We start from the raw sequence: 20,368 nt of genomic DNA on the forward strand, positions 1-20,368 counted from the left end.
TGAGGATGAAGGATAGTAATTAGATGAACAACGACGACTATAAAGAAGCCCTTTTCTATGCCGCTTCCATCTTTAACGAACGCTTGGGGGCAGAGTTCAGTGAGGACAACCTTGTACTGCGCTGCTTTCAGACGGAAAACCAGCAGGAAGTCTTTGAGCAGTTCTGCAAGCAGTATTTTCCTGACCGGCTGGAAGACCGATATACAGAGGACGGCTATTTTGACTTTCACGCCTCTGCATTCGTCGGCACAGGAGATGGCGCGGACGGAATCCTTCTGCGCACAGACATAGCGCGTCATCCGGCAGAGTTGAAGCACATTCTTCTGCATGAGCTGGCGCATATCTTCTGCACCCGCAACGAGATTGACGGAGATAATTTCTTTGAGCGATACTGCATGGACGATACCATCAGCCGCAAAGAGGACGGAACCATTAACGCCGGTTATGCGGTCTGGCGGGAACTGATTGCGGAGCTGATTGCATTTGAGCTGGATGACAACTGCGATGTAGTTCCGCTTCGACGCAAGAAAGACCTACTCAGCTATTACGAAGGAGAACTCCTGACCGGCAACGGAAAAATGGGCGTCAGCATGATTCTCTGTGAGGCAATGACCAGTGCTGAGGGCGAAGCGTCTATGACATGGGACGCTGCCAAAAGCAAGTTTACGCGGTTCAAGCCCTTTGATGATCCACTGTACAGGGACTTGCTGGAACTGGTTTTTACACACGTTAGAGAATACTTTATCGTGATCGACCGCGACTTTATCTATGAAATTGGAGTGTTATATCTGACCATTGCCGCACAAGCGATGATTGCGTCCCTAAAGAACAGATTTCAGGAAGAATCGACAGACCGATAGAGAGAAAGGACGGGCAATGATATGAAATATAAGCTGTTTCGCTCCCCCGGTAATCTGGACAAGGCAGTCCGGAAGCACGAACTGGTTGCCGTGGAAATCGGCAAGAGCATTGATGATGTGGCAGACGCGCTTATCCGTGCCGTTCGGGATGATCTTGCGGAAATGCCGGAGTATGCGCACTGCGAAACCGCTGCGTACGCACCGGAACCAATTCAGGAGCATCGCCGCGTAAGACGTTATCAGTATGAGATGATGAGTGTTGTTTACCCGCAGTATGCGGAGAAGAACATCCTTATTGATTATGGCGTGATTGAAGAGGCGGAGTAATGTCAAAGAGATATGCCAGACAACTACATAGTGCAGATGGTTTGATTGCCGCCGTCGAACAATACGGCTTTCTGCCCTTCTTTCGGAACGAGATTCACGGCTTCTCCATCGAGGAACTTTGCCCACCTGAGTTATGGTTTGCGGATGATGTAGATGGTCCGTGGGAATGGAAAGGACCGGCTGCGCGGAGCGGCAAATGTCTTTACGGCAAACTTTTCAACAAGAAGGCTGGATTTGTGAGTCGGGAGTGGATTCCGGACTTTGCGAACTTCCGGCGTGACGGCTATGACTTTGACGCCCGTTGGGATGACGGCTTGGCGTCCTACAAGGACAAGGAGCTTTATGAAGCCATAGCCGGTGAAGGCAGGATGCTTTCCAAACGGCTGAAAGAGACTCTGAACTACCGCAAGGGCGGCAACACCGGTTTTGAGACGTGCATCACGCGGCTGCAAATGCAGAGCTATGTCTGCATCGCGGATTTCGTCTATATGCAGGACAGATACGGAAGACCTTATGGCTGGGGTGTAGCAGAATACGCGACGCCGGAAGAGCTTTTCGGGTACGACTTTATCACATCCGGATATCAGCGAGACCCGCAGGAATCCAAAGAGCGCATGATGCAGCATCTTTCCTCCATCCTACCGGGTGTGTCTGCACAGCAGCTTACGAAGATATTGAAAGGATAAAACACCATGAGCAAGAAACTTGTAGCGTATTTTTCTGCGTCCGGCGTGACCGCGAAGGTTGCCGAGACGCTGGCAGAGGCAATCGGCGCAGACATCTTTGAAATTGAGCCGAAGGTGCCTTACACGGAAGCTGATCTGAACTGGATGGACAAGAAAGCCCGCAGCACGATTGAGATGAACGATCCTGCCTCCCGTCCTGAAATTGCCGTCAAGCGGGACAACATGAAGGACTACGATACCATCTTTGTGGGCTTCCCGATCTGGTGGTATGTTGCGCCGTCGATTATCAATACGTTCCTTGAGAGCTATGACCTGACCGGCAAGACGATCATCCCGTTTGCGACCTCCGGTGGAAGCGACATTGGCAAGACAAACGAACGTCTTGCGCCGAGCTGCAAAGGAGCAAAGCTGGTAGAAGGCAAGGTCTTCAAGGGCAGCGTCGGGCATCAGGAGCTTGCGGCATGGGTTGATGGACTTGGACTTTGAAAAGAGTACAAATCGAATTTATTAAGGAGGATATGGATGAAACTGTTTTTATGTTCGCACTTTTCAAGTGTAGGAAGTTTGATAAAAGAAGAAATTGATAACAAGAAAGTCGCATTTATTCCCACAGCTTCGCTGCGTGAAGGCTATACCGGTTATGTCGGCTCGGCTCGAAAGCTATTCAATAAACTGGGAGCAGCCGTAACGGAAATTGATATTTCAACGGAGGCTTATTTAACGATACAGTCCGTTTTTGAAGATGCGGATGTGATATATTTTACTGGTGGAAATTCTTTCTTCCTTATGGACCAGCTCCGTAAAACGGGAACGGATGAGCTATTGAAGCAGGAATTGGCAAAAGGAAAACTGATGATCGGTGAATCGGCGGGTGCGATTATATGCGCTCCAACTATCCAATATATTGAACAAATGGATAAAAAGCCGGAGGACTACTCACAAGAAGATGATGCAGGGCTTGATTTGATTGATTTCTATGTTCTTCCGCATTATCTTACAGCACCATTTAAGAAAGTTACCGAGAAAATAATGACTGAATTTTCGGATTTGAATCTATGCCCAATTAACAACCGTCAGGGAATTGTAATTGATGGTGAAGGTTCAAAGGTTATTTACAAAGACTAATTTGAAAATTCAAGTTTAACGAACAGGAGATGATGATCGCATGAAAATCCTATATGAACTATCCTGGCTATGGGAAACGCTGGGCATTGCACTTTTGGCTGCGGCTGTCTGCATGGCTTGCGGTGCGCTGATCTGCAAGGCAGCGAAGAAGAAACTCAGCAAAAAGGTGTTGGCGGTCATAGGGGCTGCGGCATTTGTGGGCGCGATTCTGGCGGTCATTCTGATCGCCCGGACACCGATGCCGCTTTGACAGGACGGAGGATTGCATAATGCCGCTTCAAATCGTCAGAAATGACATCACAAAAATGAAGGTGGACGCCATCGTCAATGCTGCCAACGAGTCGCTGCTGGGTGGTGGCGGCGTGGATGGCTGCATTCATCGTGCTGCAGGACCGGAGCTGCTGACGGAATGTGAAACGCTCCACGGCTGCAAAACCGGGAGCGCAAAAATCACGAAGGGCTATCGTCTGCCCTGCAAATATGTCATTCACGCAGTCGGTCCGCGCTGGTATGACGGGCGGCATCGTGAGCGCGAACTGCTGATCTCCTGCTATCGGACATCGCTCATGCTGGCGAAGGAATACGGCTGCGAGTCTGTTGCGTTCCCGCTGATTTCCTCTGGCATCTTTGGCTATCCGAAGGATCAGGCTCTCAAAGTGGCGATTGACACCATTAGCAGTTTCCTTCTTGAAAACGAAATGACGGTGTACATCGTCATTTTCGACCGCAAAGCCTATCAGATCAGCGGCAAGCTGTTTGCCGACATTGCTTCATACATAGATGACCGCTATGTGGACGAACATACCGATAGTCGTTCCGAGCGGCTGCGCAGAATGAGTGCCTTCCGAATGGAAGAGCCGATGCCTTGCGAGTCACCCGTCTGCGATGAAGCTATTGAAAAGCTCACAGCTCCTATGGCAGTTAGCTCCGAGAAGGCGTCAACTCTTGACGATGCACTGAGACAGATTGATGAGAGCTTTTCGGAGATGCTTCTGCGGAAGATTGACGAACGCGGCATAACGGACGCACAGTGCTACAAGAAGGCAAATATTGACCGGAAGCTCTTCTCGAAGATCCGCTCAGATAAGTCCTACAAGCCTTCCAAGCCCACAGTCATTGCATTTTCCATTGCCCTTGAGCTGCCACTTACAGAAATGAAGGATATGCTCATGAAGGCGGGCTTTGCACTCTCCCACTCCAACAAGTTTGACATTATCGTGGAGTATTTCGTGGAGCATGGGAACTATAACGTCTTTGAGATCAACGAGGCTCTGTTTGCCTTTGACCAGAGTCTCATAGGTGCCTAATCTGACTATGAAGGAGGCATAGAAGATGAAGAAACACACATACATTGCAATCGACCTGAAATCCTTCTACGCCTCCGTGGAGTGCCGGGAGCGCGGCTTAGATCCGCTGGACACCAACCTTGTTGTTGCAGATGAAAGCCGGACGGATAAGACCATCTGCCTTGCCGTCACTCCTTCCCTCAAGAGCTACGGTATCTCCGGACGTGGGCGGTTGTTTGAAGTCAAGCAGCGTGTGAAGGAAGCGAACGCCGGACGGCAGCACGACGCACCGGGACGCAGGCTGGAAGGATCATCGCATTTTTTCTCGGAGCTGCAAGCAAACCCGTCTCTGTCGATTGACTTCATCATCGCGCCGCCTCGGATGGCGTACTACATGGAGTACAGCACCCGCATTTATCAGATTTATCTCAAGTACATTGCGCCGGAGGACATCGTAGTCTACTCCATCGACGAGGTGTTCATGGATGTGACGGACTACCTGAATACCTACAAGCTCTCGGCACATGATCTCGCCATGAAGATTATCCTCGACGTGCTTGAGACAACCGGCATCACGGCAACCGCTGGGATCGGGACGAACCTCTTTCTCTGCAAAGTGGCAATGGACATTGTAGCGAAGCACATCCCAGCCGACAAGAACGGCGTCCGAATAGCCGAACTGGATGAAATGAAGTTCCGGCGTGAGCTTTGGGCGCACCAGCCTCTCACGGATTTCTGGCGCGTGGGTCGAGGTATTGCGAAGAAACTTGAGCAGAATGGAATGTTCACCATGGGCGATGTTGCCCTCTGTTCAGAGCGGAACGAGGACTTGCTTTACAAACTGTTCGGCAAGAATGCGGAATTGCTCATCGACCATGCGTGGGGCTGGGAGCCTACGACCATTGAGGCAATCAAGGCGTACCGTCCCAGCTCCAACAGCCTCAGCTCCGGTCAGGTATTGCACTGTCCCTACGAGCCGCAGAAAGCGAAGCTGGTTGTGCGGGAAATGACGGACTTGCTTGTGCTGGACTTGGTGGACAAAGGGCTTGTTACCGATCAGATGGTTCTCACAGTTGGCTACGACATTGAGAACCTGACCGATCCGGCACGACGGGCAAAGTATCACGGCGCGGTGGAGAAAGACCCCTACGGTCGGGAGATTCCCAAACAGGCGCACGGGTCTATCAACCTCGACGGTCACACATCATCTACGCGCAAAATAATGTGTGCTGTGTCAGAGCTGTTTGACCGAATCGTGGACAAGAATCTTCTTGTCCGCCGTATGTATGTTGTAGCAAATCATGTCCTGCCGGAAGCGGACGCGCCGAAGAAAAATGACGGTGCTGTCCAGCTCGACCTCTTTACCGACTATGCCGCCGAAGAGGAAAAGCAGAAAGCCGAGGACGCTGCCTTGGAACGTGAGCGGAAAATACAAGCCGCCACGCTTGCAATCAAAAAGAAGTACGGAAAGAACGCCATTCTCAAGGCAATGAATCTTGAAGAAGGCGCAACCGCGAAAGACCGTAATGCGCAGATCGGAGGGCACAAGGCGTGAACAGAAAATACAACGAGATCATGGGGCTTCCTCACCACGTCTCCAAGACCCGACCGCAGATGCCAATGTCAGATCGTGCAGCGCAGTTTGCTCCCTTCGCTGCCCTCACCGGCTACGATGCTGCAATCAAAGAAACCGGACGTCTGACTGACGAAAGGATCGAGCTTGACGTGGAAGCTCTAAGTGCATTGGATATGAAGTATCAGCTTCTTATGGAAGCCCTTGATGAAGCACCGGAAGTTACCATTACCTACTTCCAGCCTGATGAGCGGAAGGCTGGCGGAAAATATGTATCAGCAGTCGGCGCAGTCAAAAAGATCGATGATTTTGAGCGGCGAATCACCATGCAGGACGGCACAAGGATTCCGATGGATGACGTTCTAAGTATTGACGGAGAGCTGTTCTCATCGCTGGAATAATGTCGCTTGCCATGCGACCAAATGAAGTGAATACCGAAGTACAATATGACTGTAAGGTGAGACGCCAAGCAGTCATATTTTTTATATACGGAGGTACTGAACATGAGAAAGAACTTGACGGAGATCGTATTCATCCTTGATCGCAGCGGCTCTATGAGCGGGCTGGAAGCAGACACCATCGGTGGCTTCAACTCCATGATTGAAAAGCAAAAAAAGGAGAATGGTGAGGCATTGATCTCTACTATCCTCTTTGACAACGTGAGCGAGGTTATTCATGACCGTGTACCGGTTCAAAAGGTCGAGCCGATGACCGACAAGGACTATTCCGTTCGCGGCTGCACCGCGCTTCTGGATGCTATCGGCGGAGCGATTCATCACATTGGAAATGTCTACAAGTACGCAAGAAATGAAGATGTCCCTGAACATACTCTGTTCGTCATCACAACGGACGGCATGGAGAATGCAAGCTGCCGTTATGACAGCGAGAAGGTCAAGAAAATGATTGAGCGTCAGAAGGAAAAGTATGGCTGGGAGTTTTTGTTCCTCGGTGCAAACATCGACGCGGTTGAGACGGCAAGGCATTTCGGAATTGGTGCAGACCGAGCGGTCAACTACCACTCCGACCATGAGGGAACGCATCTCAACTATGAAGTTCTGAGCGAAGCGGTTTCTGCTGTCCGATGCAGCGTACCACTGGGTACGAATTGGAAAAAGCGTATTGATGAGGACTTCAATTCCAGAAAGGACGGGAGAAAGCAATGAGAACGATCACCGTAAAAGGGACAGGAAATGTCTCCGCAAGACCGGATTACATCATTCTCTCCTTGAACATTGAAACCTTATCTAAAACCTATGACCGTGCAATGTCGGAAGCTGCCGAGAGAATCGAAAGACTGCAAGGTGCCGCAGCCTGCGTTGGGTATCGCAAAGAAGACTTGAAAACCACGAGCTTTGATGTCCAGACAAGATACGAGAACGTCAAGGATCGGCAAGGAAATTACAAGCGAGAGTTTGTCGGATATGCTTGCAGCTATCGCTTGAAACTTGCATTTGACTTTGACAGCAAACAGCTTGCAAAGGTCATTTCTGCGATTGCGGATTGCGGTGCAAAGCCGGAACTCAGTATTTCATTCACTGTAAGAAACCCATCAGCGGTCAGCGAAAAGCTGCTGACCAGCGCGACGGAGAACGCCAGAGCGAAGGCGGAGATTCTTTGCAAAGCATCAGGCAGTACGCTTGGGCAGCTACTCAATATCGACTACAACTGGGGCGAACTCAATGTGTATTCCAGAACAAGTTATGAGGTCGAAGACTGCATTCAGCCTCTTATGGCGATGAGTAAATGCTCTGCGCCGGAGATCGAGCCGGACGATATTGACGTGTCGGACACCGTGGCTTTCACATGGGAAATCCAATGATTTTTTGACTTTTTTGAAATCCGGTACTCAACAAACGCTCTTATTGTGTCCGTTGTAAAGTGAAGGGACATTTCACGGAGGAATCTTCGGGGAATACGATTTTGGGAGATTAGCAAGCAAATCCGGTGAGTACCCACCGGAGAAAAATCAGTTAAGGAGACCCTGCCCTTAACATCAGATTTTTGCTTGTTGGGATAGTCCCAAACCCTTCTAATCTTTACGACGGAGGGCGCAGCATGGTACGAAGAACACGAGACATTCAGAAGAAGATTTGGCTGACACCACAGGAAGAACGGACGATTGCAAAGAAGATGGAGATGATCGGCACGGAGAACTTCGGTGCGTATGCAAGGAAGATGCTGATCGACGGCTACATCATCGTTGTGGACTACACGGAGCAGAAAAAGCTCGCCGCCGAAATCAACAAGATCGGTGTGAACATCAATACCGTCTGCCGCAGGATCAACTCGACGGGACGATTCTATCAGGACGATATTGACGAGCTGAAAGAAAAGATGGACGCGGTATGGCAGTTACTAAAATCAAAGCAATCCGAGGAACTTTGAGCAAGGCAATTGCGTACATTCTGAATCCCGAAAAGACAGACGAGAAGCTGCTGGTCTCGTCCTACGGCTGTGCCAGCGAGACCGCAGCGCGGGAATTTGAATGGACGCGGAAAATAGCTGAGCAAAAAGGGATGAATCCGGTCAGGATCATAGCCCGTCATGTGATCCAGTCCTTTGAAATCGGAGAGGTCACACCGGAGCTTGCCCACGAGATCGGCAAGCAGTTTGCAGATGAAATCCTCGGAGGAAAATATGAGTATGTGCTGACCACTCACATTGACAAAGACCATGTTCATAACCACCTGATTTTCAATGCGGTTGACTTCGTGGACTACCACGCATATAAGAGCTACAAGCGGATTTACTATGATATGCGCGAGGTCAGCGACCGGCTCTGTAAGGAAAACGGTCTCTCTGTTATCCCTCCCTCTCAGAACAAGGGCATGGGCTACAAGGAGTACACCGAAGCCAAACGCGGCACGAGCTGGAAGCAAAAGCTCAAGCAGACCATTGACCGACTCGTCATCACAGCGAAGGATTACGATGATTTTCTGCGGCTCATGCAGGAAGCTGGTTATGAAATCAAGACCGGCAAATATATCTCCTTTCGCGCTGAAGGTCAGGAGCGGTTTACTCGTTCTAAGACCATCGGAGAGAACTACACCGAGGAACGCATCAAGGAGCGGATTGCCGGACGGACGCCGCGCAGAAACCGGAGGCAGACCGTGCCGAAGGGCATCTCTCTCATCGGAGATATTCAGGAGCGGATCAGACTTATCGACAGCAAGGGCTATGAGTATAAAGCCAAGCTCACGATCCTCAAGGAAGCGGCGCGGACACTCAATTATCTCACGGAAAACAACTTGCTCCAATACGCCGATCTTGAAAAGAAGGTCGAGGACGTTCACAGCTCCTATGACCGCACCGGCAAGGAACTGAAAGGCGTCGAAGCGCGACTGCGGGAAGTCCAACCGCTTATCAAAAACATCTCCAACTACCAGCGGCTCAAGCCCGTATATGACGCATTCCAGAAGGCAAAAGATAAGCCGGGTTTCAAAGCAAAGCACGAAGCCGAGCTTGTGATCTTTGAGGCAGCGAGAAGCACATTACTTGCCATGCAGGGCGATGAAAAACTGCCGAGCTTGAAGACACTGCAAGCGCAACAGCAGCGACTTCTTGATGAGCAACAGCGGCTCTATGATGAACGTGCGAAGCTCAAAAAAGAAGTAAAGCAAATAGAGACGATCAAGTCTAATGTTGATACGTTTCTCGCTCCTTCTGCTGACCATGACCGTGATCATCTGCGCAGCACACAGCGCGAATAGTCCTTTCAAAAGCAGGGCATCTCCTGTTGACCGGAGATGCCCTGCATCCTTGAGAGAAGGTTCGAGAAATTGAAACTTTTTCTTTAATTTCTGCATCAACGGATTGCTTTTGAGAATGAAATCCAGTATAATATTATATGCGATGTTGACTGCAAGCAAGCGAAAGGATGGTTGCCGTGCGCATAAGCTATAAGAAACTATGGATGCTTCTTCTGGAACGCGACATAAAGAAGGCTTCTCTACGACATGAAGTAGGGCTGTCTGCCGGAACATGGACAAAACTGAATAAGGGGGAAGAAGTGTCCCTCTCTATTTTGCTGCGCGTTTGTGATTACTTGAACTGTGACATCGGAGATATATGTGAGGCTGTGCGAACGGACAAGAACTGAGTCCGGTTTTTCGTACAGCTCTTTTTGTAGAATAGTAAGTGTGAAACTATAACTTTGGAGGTTGCTGAAATGGCTGAGAATAACACAAGCAATATCGGCTTTGAAAAACAAATCTGGGACGCGGCTTGCGTCCTGCGCGGAAACATCGACGCATCCGAATACAAGTCCGTCGTTCTCGGATTGATTTTCTTGAAATACATTTCTGATCGCTTCGAGGCAAAGTACAAGGAACTGGTTGAAGAAGGCGATGGATTTGAAGAAGACCAGGACGAATACACTGCCGAAAACATCTTCTTTGTCCCTGAGAATGCACGATGGAGCGCGATTGCTGCTGCCGCTCACACGCCGGAAATTGGCACGGTGATTGACGATGCAATGCGCAGTATTGAGAAAGAAAACAAGCGTCTCAAAGATATTCTTCCTAAGAACTTCGCCCGTCCAGAGCTGGACAAGCGGCGTCTTGGTGAAGTGGTTGATCTCTTCACCAATATTCAGATGATCGAGCATGGAAACAGCAAGGACATTCTCGGTCGCACATACGAATATTGTCTCTCAAAGTTTGCCGAACAGGAAGGCAAACTTGCTGGTGAGTTCTATACTCCCTCTTGTGTTGTGCGTACCCTTGTTGAGGTGTTGCAGCCGTTTAATGGACGTGTTTATGACCCGTGCTGCGGCTCTGGCGGTATGTTCGTTCAGTCCGCAAAGTTCATCGAAAATCATGGCGGCAACATCAACAAGATTTCCGTCTTTGGTCAAGACTCCAACCCGACCACATGGAAGATGGCGCAGATGAATCTTGCCATTCGCGGTATTGAAGCCGACCTCGGCAAGTTTAATGCAGACACGTTCTTTAACGATTGCCACCCTCAACTCAAGGCAGACTTCATTATGGCGAATCCTCCCTTCAATCTCTCCGGCTGGGGTGCAGATAAGCTCGTTGATGATGTCCGTTGGCAGTATGGTACGCCTCCTGCTGGAAATGCAAACTTCGCGTGGTTGCAGCACATGATCTGGCATCTCGCTCCGAATGGACGTATCGGTATGGTGCTTGCAAATGGTTCGCTTTCTTCGCAGTCCGGCGGTGAAGGTGAAATCCGCAAGAACATTATCAATGCTGACCTTGTGGACTGTATCGTTGCAATGCCGACGCAGCTATTCTACACGACGCAGATCCCGGTATCGCTCTGGTTCCTTGCAAAGAACAAGAAGCAAAAAGGCAAAACGCTGTTCATCGACGCACGGAAGCTCGGTACTATGGTCACACGAAAGCTGCGAGAACTGACGGATGAAGACATTAAGAAAATTGCCGACACTTACAATGCCTTCGTTGACGGAACACTCGAAGATGAAAAGGGCTTCTGTGCTGTTGTCACTACACAGGACATTGCAAACCAGGACTACATTCTTACTCCGGGACGCTATGTTGGCATTGAGGAACAAGAAGATGACGTTGAGCCGTTTGAAGAGAAAATGGGACGCCTGACTTCTGAACTGTCTGAGCTTTTCACTAAGTCTCATGAGCTTGAGGCTCAGATCAAAGCGCGACTGGGGGCGATTGGATATGAGATTTAATCTATGGGAAGATTGCAACAGGGTTCCTCTAACCGAGCTGCTGTCTTTTATTGTAGACAATCGCGGCAAGACTGTTCCTACTGCGCCAAGCGGACACAAGCTGATAGCAACGAATTGCGTGACAAACAACACCCTGTTTCCGGTGTATGACAAAATTAGATATTTAAGCGAGGAAACTTATCAGACATGGTTTCGGGCACACCCGATTCCCGGCGATATTCTTTTCGTGAACAAGGGAACTCCGGGACGAGTCTGCCTTGTTCCTGATCCCGTTGATTTTTGTATCGCGCAAGATATGATTGCATTGCGCGCTGACGAATCGAAGATTTATCCCAAATATTTGTTTACAGTGCTAAGAAGCAGAGAAATTCAACAACAGATATATAACACAAACGTGGGAGACGTTATTCCACATTTCAAGAAGCAATTTTTGGATCAGTTGTTGATTCCCATACCTGAGCGGTCTATACAAGAGTCAATCGGAGACTTGTATTATGTGCTTAGCCTCAAGGCAGAACGTAACAAAAAGATAAACGATAATTTATACGCTCAAGCCAAAGCTATCTTTGACAACCATTTTATCAATATTGATGCCATCCCTGCTGGATGGAGAAAAGGCAATCTCTTAGACATCGCCAATTACTTGAATGGACTTGCCATGCAGAAGTTCCGTCCTCAAGGGCATGAAATAGGTCTTCCAGTATTGAAGATTAAGGAACTCCGCCAAGGTTCATGTGATGATAGCAGTGAACTCTGCTCCTTGAGTATCAAGCCTGAATACATCATTCACAATGGCGATGTCGTCTTCTCTTGGTCCGGAAGTCTACTTGTTGATATATGGTGCGGGGGAACTTGCGGATTGAATCAGCACCTTTTCAAGGTTACATCAGACGTCTATGACAAGTGGTTTTACTACCTGTGGACGGCTCACCACCTTGCCCGTTTTATTGCAATCGCTGCTGATAAGGCAACAACAATGGGGCACATCAAACGTGAGGAACTTGCCAAAGCAGAGGTCTTAATTCCTTGCGAAGAAGACTATACAAGCTTCAACTCTATCATGCAGCCTATTTTTGAGCTGATAATCTCGAACCGGATTGAGTCTCGTAAGCTGGCTGCACTTAGGGATGAACTACTACCAAAGCTGATGACCGGCGAGATCGACATCTCCGACGTTCAGCTCTAAGCCGCTAAATTATCGTTTACCGTCTGAATAACTCTCACCAGTGGCGAGAGTTTTACAAAAGGGACTGCCACTGAATGTCGTTCTCTTACCTCGAAAGGAGACACGACAATGACAGAACAACTCATCACGGAGATACAGCGAAAAATGCTGCCGTATCTCAACAACGAACAGCTCATGCACCTTCGGGATGCAATGGCTGAGACATTGGAAGGGGCAACGATCACCTATGATAGTGGCTCAATTCCAGCAGAAGAAACAGATGCAGTCGAAGCATTTATCACGGCAAAACGGATCGAAGGCTGCTCAGAGAAAACCCTGAGCTACTACCGGAAGACGATTGAATCTCTGATTGCTGGAGTCGGAAAGGCTGTACAACAGATCACCACAGATGATTTGCGTCGCTATCTGACCAACTATCAGGTTCAGCGCAGGTCGAGTAAAGTGACCATAGACAACATCCGCCGGATCCTGTCCAGTTTCTTCTCTTGGCTTGAGGATGAGGACTTCATCGTGAAAAGTCCGGTACGCCGGATTCACAAAGTTAAAACCGCAAAGGTTGTTAAGGACACCTACACCGATGAAGCGTTGGAGCTGATGCGCGACAACTGTACAACGGCGCGTGATTTGGCTATGGTTGATCTTCTGGCTTCGTCCGGAATGCGTGTTGGAGAGCTGGTCACATTAAACCGCGAAGACATCAACTTCAACGAACGCGAATGCGTTGTTATCGGCAAGGGTAATAAAGAGCGATTGGTCTACTTCGATGCAAGGACGAAGATCCACCTTCAAAACTATCTTGAGGGGCGAACGGATGAAAACCCAGCTTTGTTTGTTTCCCTGAAAGCTCCCTTTGACCGATTGATGATTGGCGGAGTGGAGACACGCCTTCGGGAGCTGGGAAAGCGTCTGAATATCCCGAAGGTTCACCCTCACAAGTTCAGGCGTACACTGGCTACAACTGCCATAGACAAAGGAATGCCCATAGAGCAAGTCCAGCAGCTCTTAGGGCATCAGAAAATCGACACCACCATGCACTATGCAATGGTGAAACAACAGAATGTGAAGCTGGCACATAGAAAATATATTGGATAGGAGTAAAAAGATGAGACTTGGTGATTGTGGTAAAACTAATCTTCATACTTACTCAGATAAAGAAAAATGGTCTTTGATTCGTTATCTGGACACAGGTAGCATTACCGAAGGAAGGATAGATGAAATCCAGACCTTATATCCCGGCGTGGACAAAATCCCCAGCAGGGCGAGACGGAAGGCTTCTGTTGGAGACATCCTTTTCTCTACTGTTCGTCCAAATCAGAAGCATTATGGAATTATTGAAGCAGGAACCGAGAATCTTCTCGTATCCACAGGATTCACCGTTGTGACTGTTGATACCACTATTGCGGATCCTTATTTTATTTATTATTATCTCACGCAGTCTTCGGTCATTGAGTCTCTTCAAGCAATAGCAGAGCAAAGTACATCAACCTATCCTTCCATCAAACCATCTGACATAGAGGATATTGAACTCGACCTTCCAGAGCTGGAAACACAGAAGAAGATAGGTTCTACGCTAAGGATGCTTGATAGGAAAATAGCATTAAACGAAGAGATAAACGATAATTTAGCAGCTTAGAGCTGGACAGCAGACACATCGATCTCGCCAGACATCAGTTTGGGCAGCAAATTATCTCTCAATGTCGCAAGCGATTGATTCTGCTCTTCCAAAATACGTTGCTGTGCAAAGATAGGAGCGCAAAAGTCGCTGAATTTGGCAAGAGTTTCAGCGTCAGGAATAACCGCCGGGACATTTTTCATAGTGCTGCCAGATACTTCTTTGAATGTTGACCCGGATGCCATGCCTTCAATGACCGGGAGAGTGTTTTTCAAAAAGAAGTAAACAAATGGTGTTCCAATTTCCGGCTTAGGCACAACCGATTTGAAACCTTGATTTGTTGTTACTTCACCAGCGGCGATAGCAATATAACCTATTGGCGCACGAGATGAGAACAATACTGTCCCTTCGGGCATGATTGATGCGCTGCTATTTCTCAAGCCAAGTTCAGTTATGTCATTCTCACCATGAGAAACGAACTTCGACTTGTTGTTAGATAAATCTTTCGGAGTTATCCATGCTATTCCGGACTCCGTGTAATACTCAGGTTTAGCTTTTGAAGGTGTACTGCCTCCAACAACAGTACCAAGATCGCTAATTGTTCCGGTAGTCCATTCTGGATCAGCATTATCAACGAATAATTCTTGAAAATAGGATTGAGCTTGCTGCTCTAAATTATCGTTTACCTGATTTGGAGGTTGTACCATGTTTGATAAAGTTCAGGAGAGCTTGAAAAAAAAGCAAAGACGAGCGCCAGAAAAAGCGTCTTGAAAAGGAACGGGTTCGTCTTGAGAAAGCCGCAGCAGAAGCAGTTCGTGAGAAAGAGCGGCTTCAACAGGAGGCGGAAAAGATACAGGCTGAAAAAGAACGTCTTCTCTCCCTCGATGATAAGGGGCTGATGGTAGAATTGATTCTGGCAGTGCGAGGTCTATACTCACAAATGGAGTACATTCAAAGTCAGCAAGCTTCTTTATCCGAGCGGGTTGACGATATTGAGTCGGACATCTCTTCCATCCGCAGCGATATTTCAGATTTGGAAAGCAGACTGGGGTCGTCCGATCAGTAAAACTCAATGAAGGAGGCGCAGACGTGATTATTTCACCACAATCTCTTGATACAAACCTAAGTCAGCTTTTAGCGGAGGTTAAGTCCGGCTCAATGCAGTTGCCGGAGTTTCAGCGCGACTGGACTTGGGATGATAACCGAATTAGAGGAATTATCGCCAGTTTGTCGCAAGGCTACCCTATGGGTGCCATTATGCGGCTGCAATACGGTAATCCGGACATCCAATTCAAATACCGCACAATTACGGGCGTAAAAGGCGTCTCAGTAAAGCCGGAGCATTTGATTCTTGATGGACAGCAACGGCTTACTTCAATCTATCAGGCAACATCCTCTAAAGAACCGGTCTCTACCAAAACGGAAAAAGGCAAGGCTATTAAGCGTTATTACTACCTTTCCATGGAAAGGTGTCTTGACGATGATGAGGATCGTTTTGATGCAGTCCTGTCCATCCCCGAAGACCGCAAAATTAAAGAGAATTTTGACCGTGATGTGAAGCTCGACCTCTCAACCAGAGAATATGAATACGAGAATAAGCTGTTCCCGGTCAATATTGTGTTCGATAGCAACGCCGTTATGGACTGGTTCATGGGCTACATGACGCACTATGGAATGAAGCCGGAGGCAATGGACGAGTTCAAGCGTTTTCAGGCGGATGTGCTGAATACAATTTCCGGGTATAAGCTGCCTGTGATTACGCTGGACAAGTCCACGCCGCGAGAGGCAGTGTGCAAGGTGTTTGAGAACGTCAATACCGGTGGTGTTCCTCTCACGGTGTTTGAGCTTGTTACCGCAACTTATGCCACAAGAGACTTTGACCTGAGAAAAGACTGGGTGCAGTGTCGAAATACAATTTGCGGTTTCGGTGACACGCTGAGAACAGACCTGTTCGATGGGATTGATGAGACTACCTTCCTGACAACGGTTTGTCTCTATACAAGCTATTTGAACAAGCAGTCTGGAAAGACAAACACAATCTCCTGCAAAAAGAAAGATGTTCTGGGACTTCCTTATGAATCGTACATAGCGAACCGGGATGCAGTGCTGTCTGGGTTCAAAATCGCAAAGGAGTTTCTTCTTCGGGATCAGTGCGTTTTCCGTCAAAGAGATTTGCCCTATACAACGCAGTTGATTCCACTTGCGGCAATCTGCGCTGTTCTCGGAAAATCCAAATGCAATGAGCCAAACACAATCAAAACTCTTTCTCGGTGGTATTGGTGCGGGATTTTGGGTGAGATGTATGGCGGTGCGAACGAAACCCGCTATGCCTATGACATTGAGGACATGGTTGAAGAGGTCAATGGACGTCCGAATGCAATGCACACGATCAACAGCGCAGTCTTTTCTTCTACGCGGCTGCTAACCCTTCAAACTCGCTTGAGCGCGGCATATAAAGGTATAATGGCTCTTCTTTACAAAGAGAAGTGTCGTGACTTTATGAACAACACGACGATTGACATTGTAAACAGTATGCTTGAGTCTCCGGATATTCACCATATATTCCCCGAAGCATATTGCGAGAAAATGGGCATCAAGCGCGAACGGTATAATTCCATCATTAACAAGACCCCGATTCTTCCAGCCACCAACCGCTCGATTGGCGGAAATGCGCCGAGTGAGTATCTGGGGGCAATTCTAAAAAAGGTTGATGGACTGACTGAGAATGAGTTGCAAGCACGGGTGGAATCGCACTTTATCAACTATGCAGAATTGAAGGCAGATAACTTCAATGGCTACTTCATTGACAGAGCAAAGAGTCTTCTCAATCTGATTGAAAAGGCAATGAATAAGCCTGTCACTGACAGAGATGCAGAAAATACGCTGGATCAGTTTGGGGCGAGTCTGGCGTAAAAGGGAGTGACAAAACTATGGCAGGATATTTTACAGAATCAAATTACGAGAACGCTGTCTTGCAGCTTCTCAATGAAGAACTGGGCTATAACTATATCTATGGACCGGACGTGGAGCGCGATTATCACTCGCCGCTTTATGAGGATGTTCTGCTACCTTCCTTGCAGCGGATCAACAAGAGCCTGCCTATGGACGCTCTGACGGAGGCAATCTACAAACTCAAGAACTTTGAAACCGGAACGCTCTTGCAGAAGAACATGGTCTTTATGGACTACCTCCAAAACGGGGTTCCGGTAAAATACTATGACAAGGGTGAAGAACGCTCTACCCTTGTTTACCTTGTAGACTTCAAAAATCCCGCCAGTAACGAGTTCACAGTTGCGAATCAGTGGACTTTCATTGAGAACTCCGAAAAAAGACCGGATGTGATCCTCTTTGTCAATGGTCTCCCGCTCGTCATTGTGGAGTTGAAGTCTCCGTCCCGCGAAGAAACCGACGCTTCCGCAGCATACCGTCAGCTCCGGAACTATATGTATGAGATCCCCTCTATGTTCATTTATAATGCGGTATGTGTCATGAGCGACTTGACCACTTCAAAGGCTGGTACAATCACGTCCGGCGAAGACCGCTTTATGGAGTGGAAAACAACAGACGGCAGCTATGAGAATACGCAACACGCATCATTTGACACATTCTTTGTAGGACTGTTTGAGAAGACCCGCTTCCTTGACATCGTGAAAAACTTCATCTGCTTTAATGTGGATGGACAGAATACATTCAAGATACTCGCCGGGTATCATCAGTATTTCGCAGTCAAAAAGGCGATTGAGTCTACAAAACACGCAACCGTGACGGACGGTAAGGGTGGCGTCTTCTGGCATACACAGGGCAGCGGAAAATCGTTGTCTATGGTCTTCTATGCTCATTATCTGCAAGAAGCGTTAGAAAGCCCCACTATCGTTGTCATTACCGACCGTAACGATCTGGACGACCAGCTTTACGGACAATTCGCCCGCTGCAAGGACTTCCTCCGGCAAACGCCGCAGCACGCTGAGAGCCGCAAGAATCTGAAAGAACTGCTTGCAAACAGACAGGCAAACGGCATAATCTTCACGACCATGCAGAAGTTTGAAGAAAGCAACGAAGCTCTTTCGGAGCGTCGGAACATTATCGTGATGGCTGATGAAGCGCATCGTGGGCAATATGGTCTCAATGAGAAGGTTGTGGTCAAGCAGAAGGACAACGGCGAAGTCGAGGCGAAAACCGTTATCGGCACTGCCCGCATTATAAGAGACACGCTTCCTAATGCGACCTACATTGGATTCACCGGAACACCGATCTCCACAAAAGACCGCAGTACACGAGAGGTCTTCGGTGATTACATCGACATCTATGATATGACACAGGCAGTTGAAGATGGCGCGACCAGACCCGTCTACTACGAGAGCCGTGTGATTCACCTGAAACTCGACGAGAACACCCTCCATCTGATCGATAATGAGTATGACATTATGGCTGACAACGCCGATCCGTATGTCATTGAAAAGAGCAAAAAGGAACTTGGTCAGATGGAAGCAATCCTCGGTGCCGACCAGACGATCAATTCCTTGGTAAATGACATTCTTGATCATTACGAGAATTACCGTGAGAATATCCTAACCGGCAAGGCGATGATCGTTGCTTATTCGCGTCCCATAGCAATGAAGATTTATAAGCGCATTCTTGAGCTACGCCCAGCGTGGACGGAAAAGATTGCAGTGGTCATGACGCAAGGCAATAACGATCCCGAAGAATGGCGTGAGATTATCGGCAACAAAGCTCATAAGGACGATATGGCGCGGAAATTCAAAGACAACAACTCTCCGCTGAAAATCGCCATCGTCGTGGATATGTGGCTGACCGGCTTTGATGTTCCCTCCCTCGCTACGATGTATGTCTATAAGCCGATGGCTGGACACAACCTGATGCAAGCTATCGCCCGCGTCAATCGTGTCTTCAAAGATAAAGAAGGCGGTTTGGTTGTCGATTACGTCGGTATTGCGGCTGCACTGAAACAGGCAATGAACGACTATACTGCCAGAGACAAGAAGAACTATGGTGATACAGATGTAAGCAAGGCTGCATATCCGAAGTTCCTTGAAAAGCTCTCTATTTGCAGAGATTTGTTCCACGGATTCAGTTATGAGAAATTCATGACCGGAAGCGACCTCGACAGGGCGAAGCTCATCAGCGGCGGAGTGAACTTCATACTCGGCAAGAGTGTTGCAGAGTACGAGCTTCCCGATCATGAGAAGACACAGAATGTGTTTCTCAAAGAAGCCCTGCTTCTCAAGCAGGCACTTTCGCTGTGCAGCAGCTTGGTAGACGAGCAAACTCGCATGGAGGCAGCTTTCTTCGAGTCCGTAAGAACAATGACCGTGCGCTTGGTTTCAGGCGGTACCGGAAAGAAGTTTACGCTTCCGGAAGTAAATGAGCGCATTAACGAGCTTTTGAAGCACAGCATCAAGAGCGAAGGTGTTATCAACCTCTTCTCCGATGTCCAGACTGAGTTTTCGTTGTTCGATCCGAAGTTTCTTGAAGAAGTGGCAAACATGAAGGAGAAGAATCTTGCAGTCGAACTCCTGAAAAAACTGATTTCCGAACAGGTCTCTGTTTACCGTCGAACAAATATTGTCAAGTCTGAAAAGTTCTCCGAAATCATTCAGAGCGCAATGAACCGCTATTTGAACGGAATGCTGACCAACGAGGAAGTCATTCAAGAATTACTCAAGCTGGCGAAAGACATTGCCGCTGCTGCCGCCGAGGGTGAAAAACTCGGATTGACAGCGGACGAGCTTGCTTTCTATGATGCCCTCACAAAGCCGCAAGCAATCAAGGACTTTTACGAGCATGACGAGCTTATTGCTATCACGAAAGAACTGACAGATTTGCTTCGCAAAAACCAGACAATAGACTGGCAAAAGAAAGAGAGCGCAAGAGCTGGAATGCGCCGCCTGGTCAAAAGGTTGCTGAAAAAACACAAATATCCGCCAGAGGGTATGGATGATGCTGTCCAGACTGTCATGAGCCAGTGTGAGATGTGGACGGACAATGTAATGACCGCTTAACTCCCCTACGAGAAAGGAGTAG

At 48.3% G+C, this 20,368-nt stretch carries 21 protein-coding genes; 20 read left to right on the top strand and 1 reads right to left on the bottom strand.

The features are described from left to right. Window positions 1–23 precede the first annotated feature (23 nt). The 18 genes from GXM22_RS14290 (at window position 24) to GXM22_RS14375 (ending at window position 14,347) form a co-directional block, all read left to right on the top strand. Window positions 24–860 (top strand): hypothetical protein, encoded by an 837-nt coding sequence (locus GXM22_RS14290; RefSeq protein ID WP_005934747.1) that lies wholly within the window; start codon window positions 24–26, stop codon window positions 858–860. Window positions 861–881: 21 nt separating this feature from the next. Next, entirely contained in the window at window positions 882–1,187 is a 306-nt protein-coding gene (locus tag GXM22_RS14295) for a hypothetical protein (RefSeq protein WP_005934748.1), read from the top strand. Beyond that, complete coding sequence (locus GXM22_RS14300; protein ID WP_005934749.1) at window positions 1,187–1,873, top strand: AlkZ-related protein; 687 nt, start codon at window positions 1,187–1,189, stop codon at window positions 1,871–1,873. The genes GXM22_RS14295 and GXM22_RS14300 overlap by 1 nt, the downstream gene beginning before the upstream one ends. A gap of 6 nt (window positions 1,874–1,879) precedes the next feature. Next, window positions 1,880–2,359 (top strand): flavodoxin, encoded by a 480-nt coding sequence (locus tag GXM22_RS14305; RefSeq protein WP_005934750.1) that lies wholly within the window; start codon window positions 1,880–1,882, stop codon window positions 2,357–2,359. A gap of 36 nt (window positions 2,360–2,395) precedes the next feature. Further along, window positions 2,396–2,998: a Type 1 glutamine amidotransferase-like domain-containing protein gene (locus tag GXM22_RS14310; RefSeq protein ID WP_035394648.1), complete on the top strand. Its 603-nt coding sequence runs from the start codon at window positions 2,396–2,398 to the stop codon at window positions 2,996–2,998. Between the two features lie 40 nt (window positions 2,999–3,038). Next, on the top strand, window positions 3,039–3,248 hold the full coding sequence (locus tag GXM22_RS14315; RefSeq protein ID WP_005934752.1) for a hypothetical protein: 210 nt from the start codon (window positions 3,039–3,041) through the stop codon (window positions 3,246–3,248). A gap of 19 nt (window positions 3,249–3,267) precedes the next feature. Beyond that, entirely contained in the window at window positions 3,268–4,305 is a 1,038-nt protein-coding gene (locus GXM22_RS14320; RefSeq protein ID WP_005934754.1) for an O-acetyl-ADP-ribose deacetylase, read from the top strand. 25 nt (window positions 4,306–4,330) lie between these two features. Then, window positions 4,331–5,839, top strand: coding sequence for a Y-family DNA polymerase (locus GXM22_RS14325; protein WP_005934755.1), 1,509 nt, complete (start codon window positions 4,331–4,333; stop codon window positions 5,837–5,839). Next, window positions 5,836–6,258 carry a YolD-like family protein gene (locus GXM22_RS14330; RefSeq protein ID WP_005934756.1) on the top strand — a complete coding sequence of 141 codons (423 nt, stop codon included), beginning with the start codon at window positions 5,836–5,838 and terminating at the stop codon, window positions 6,256–6,258. The genes GXM22_RS14325 and GXM22_RS14330 overlap by 4 nt, the downstream gene beginning before the upstream one ends. Window positions 6,259–6,360: 102 nt before the next feature. Then, window positions 6,361–7,020, top strand: a complete 660-nt coding sequence (locus tag GXM22_RS14335; protein WP_005934757.1) for a vWA domain-containing protein — start codon at window positions 6,361–6,363, stop codon at window positions 7,018–7,020. Further along, window positions 7,017–7,676 carry an SIMPL domain-containing protein gene (locus tag GXM22_RS14340; protein ID WP_005934758.1) on the top strand — a complete coding sequence of 220 codons (660 nt, stop codon included), beginning with the start codon at window positions 7,017–7,019 and terminating at the stop codon, window positions 7,674–7,676. Before GXM22_RS14335 ends, GXM22_RS14340 begins: the two co-directional genes overlap by 4 nt. A gap of 236 nt (window positions 7,677–7,912) precedes the next feature. Then, the gene (locus GXM22_RS14345) at window positions 7,913–8,242 is read left to right on the top strand and encodes a plasmid mobilization protein (protein WP_005934759.1); all 330 of its coding nucleotides are present in this window, start codon (window positions 7,913–7,915) and stop codon (window positions 8,240–8,242) included. Then, the gene (locus GXM22_RS14350; RefSeq protein WP_035394651.1) at window positions 8,203–9,567 is read left to right on the top strand and encodes a relaxase/mobilization nuclease domain-containing protein; all 1,365 of its coding nucleotides are present in this window, start codon (window positions 8,203–8,205) and stop codon (window positions 9,565–9,567) included. The genes GXM22_RS14345 and GXM22_RS14350 overlap by 40 nt, the downstream gene beginning before the upstream one ends. Before the next feature lie 167 nt (window positions 9,568–9,734). Beyond that, entirely contained in the window at window positions 9,735–9,956 is a 222-nt protein-coding gene (locus tag GXM22_RS14355; RefSeq protein ID WP_005934761.1) for a helix-turn-helix domain-containing protein, read from the top strand. Window positions 9,957–10,025: 69 nt separating this feature from the next. Then, window positions 10,026–11,528, top strand: coding sequence for a class I SAM-dependent DNA methyltransferase (locus GXM22_RS14360; RefSeq protein WP_005934762.1), 1,503 nt, complete (start codon window positions 10,026–10,028; stop codon window positions 11,526–11,528). Further along, window positions 11,518–12,714: a restriction endonuclease subunit S gene (locus GXM22_RS14365; protein WP_099357271.1), complete on the top strand. Its 1,197-nt coding sequence runs from the start codon at window positions 11,518–11,520 to the stop codon at window positions 12,712–12,714. Before GXM22_RS14360 ends, GXM22_RS14365 begins: the two co-directional genes overlap by 11 nt. A 108-nt stretch (window positions 12,715–12,822) precedes the next feature. Next, window positions 12,823–13,806, top strand: a complete 984-nt coding sequence (xerA, locus tag GXM22_RS14370; protein ID WP_005934765.1) for a site-specific tyrosine recombinase/integron integrase — start codon at window positions 12,823–12,825, stop codon at window positions 13,804–13,806. Between the two features lie 10 nt (window positions 13,807–13,816). Beyond that, window positions 13,817–14,347 carry a restriction endonuclease subunit S gene (locus GXM22_RS14375; protein WP_099357270.1) on the top strand — a complete coding sequence of 177 codons (531 nt, stop codon included), beginning with the start codon at window positions 13,817–13,819 and terminating at the stop codon, window positions 14,345–14,347. On the opposite strand, the gene GXM22_RS14380 is transcribed toward GXM22_RS14375, so the two are convergent. Further along, entirely contained in the window at window positions 14,344–15,033 is a 690-nt protein-coding gene (locus tag GXM22_RS14380; RefSeq protein ID WP_163397096.1) for a restriction endonuclease subunit S, read from the bottom strand. The two genes, GXM22_RS14375 and GXM22_RS14380, sit on opposite strands and share 4 nt — an antisense overlap. 382 nt (window positions 15,034–15,415) lie before the next feature. Here GXM22_RS14380 and GXM22_RS14385 point away from each other — a divergent pair, with 382 nt between their 5' ends. Then, on the top strand, window positions 15,416–17,239 hold the full coding sequence (locus tag GXM22_RS14385; RefSeq protein ID WP_198403672.1) for a GmrSD restriction endonuclease domain-containing protein: 1,824 nt from the start codon (window positions 15,416–15,418) through the stop codon (window positions 17,237–17,239). A gap of 17 nt (window positions 17,240–17,256) precedes the next feature. Beyond that, on the top strand, window positions 17,257–20,346 hold the full coding sequence (locus tag GXM22_RS14390) for a type I restriction endonuclease subunit R (protein ID WP_005934771.1): 3,090 nt from the start codon (window positions 17,257–17,259) through the stop codon (window positions 20,344–20,346). Window positions 20,347–20,368: the final 22 nt, after the last annotated feature.

The organism is Faecalibacterium duncaniae (assembly GCF_010509575.1).
Taxonomy (GTDB): Bacteria; Bacillota; Clostridia; order Oscillospirales; family Ruminococcaceae; genus Faecalibacterium; species Faecalibacterium duncaniae.

What these genes read in the sequence shown, in the direction of transcription:
- GXM22_RS14350 (WP_035394651.1), top strand. Translation starts at nt 8,203, where the DNA reads ATGGCAGTTACTAAAATCAAAGCAATCCGAGGAACTTTGAGCAAGGCA.
- GXM22_RS14315 (WP_005934752.1), top strand. Translation starts at nt 3,039, where the DNA reads ATGAAAATCCTATATGAACTATCCTGGCTATGGGAAACGCTGGGCATT.
- GXM22_RS14365 (WP_099357271.1), top strand. Translation starts at nt 11,518, where the DNA reads ATGAGATTTAATCTATGGGAAGATTGCAACAGGGTTCCTCTAACCGAG.
- GXM22_RS14335 (WP_005934757.1), top strand. Translation starts at nt 6,361, where the DNA reads ATGAGAAAGAACTTGACGGAGATCGTATTCATCCTTGATCGCAGCGGC.
- GXM22_RS14320 (WP_005934754.1), top strand. Translation starts at nt 3,268, where the DNA reads ATGCCGCTTCAAATCGTCAGAAATGACATCACAAAAATGAAGGTGGAC.
- GXM22_RS14380 (WP_163397096.1), bottom strand. Translation starts at nt 15,033, where the DNA reads ATGGTACAACCTCCAAATCAGGTAAACGATAATTTAGAGCAGCAAGCT.
- GXM22_RS14305 (WP_005934750.1), top strand. Translation starts at nt 1,880, where the DNA reads ATGAGCAAGAAACTTGTAGCGTATTTTTCTGCGTCCGGCGTGACCGCG.
- GXM22_RS14325 (WP_005934755.1), top strand. Translation starts at nt 4,331, where the DNA reads ATGAAGAAACACACATACATTGCAATCGACCTGAAATCCTTCTACGCC.
- GXM22_RS14290 (WP_005934747.1), top strand. Translation starts at nt 24, where the DNA reads ATGAACAACGACGACTATAAAGAAGCCCTTTTCTATGCCGCTTCCATC.
- GXM22_RS14310 (WP_035394648.1), top strand. Translation starts at nt 2,396, where the DNA reads ATGAAACTGTTTTTATGTTCGCACTTTTCAAGTGTAGGAAGTTTGATA.
- xerA (WP_005934765.1), top strand. Translation starts at nt 12,823, where the DNA reads ATGACAGAACAACTCATCACGGAGATACAGCGAAAAATGCTGCCGTAT.
- GXM22_RS14375 (WP_099357270.1), top strand. Translation starts at nt 13,817, where the DNA reads ATGAGACTTGGTGATTGTGGTAAAACTAATCTTCATACTTACTCAGAT.
- GXM22_RS14340 (WP_005934758.1), top strand. Translation starts at nt 7,017, where the DNA reads ATGAGAACGATCACCGTAAAAGGGACAGGAAATGTCTCCGCAAGACCG.
- GXM22_RS14345 (WP_005934759.1), top strand. Translation starts at nt 7,913, where the DNA reads ATGGTACGAAGAACACGAGACATTCAGAAGAAGATTTGGCTGACACCA.
- GXM22_RS14360 (WP_005934762.1), top strand. Translation starts at nt 10,026, where the DNA reads ATGGCTGAGAATAACACAAGCAATATCGGCTTTGAAAAACAAATCTGG.
- GXM22_RS14300 (WP_005934749.1), top strand. Translation starts at nt 1,187, where the DNA reads ATGTCAAAGAGATATGCCAGACAACTACATAGTGCAGATGGTTTGATT.
- GXM22_RS14295 (WP_005934748.1), top strand. Translation starts at nt 882, where the DNA reads ATGAAATATAAGCTGTTTCGCTCCCCCGGTAATCTGGACAAGGCAGTC.
- GXM22_RS14355 (WP_005934761.1), top strand. Translation starts at nt 9,735, where the DNA reads ATGGTTGCCGTGCGCATAAGCTATAAGAAACTATGGATGCTTCTTCTG.
- GXM22_RS14390 (WP_005934771.1), top strand. Translation starts at nt 17,257, where the DNA reads ATGGCAGGATATTTTACAGAATCAAATTACGAGAACGCTGTCTTGCAG.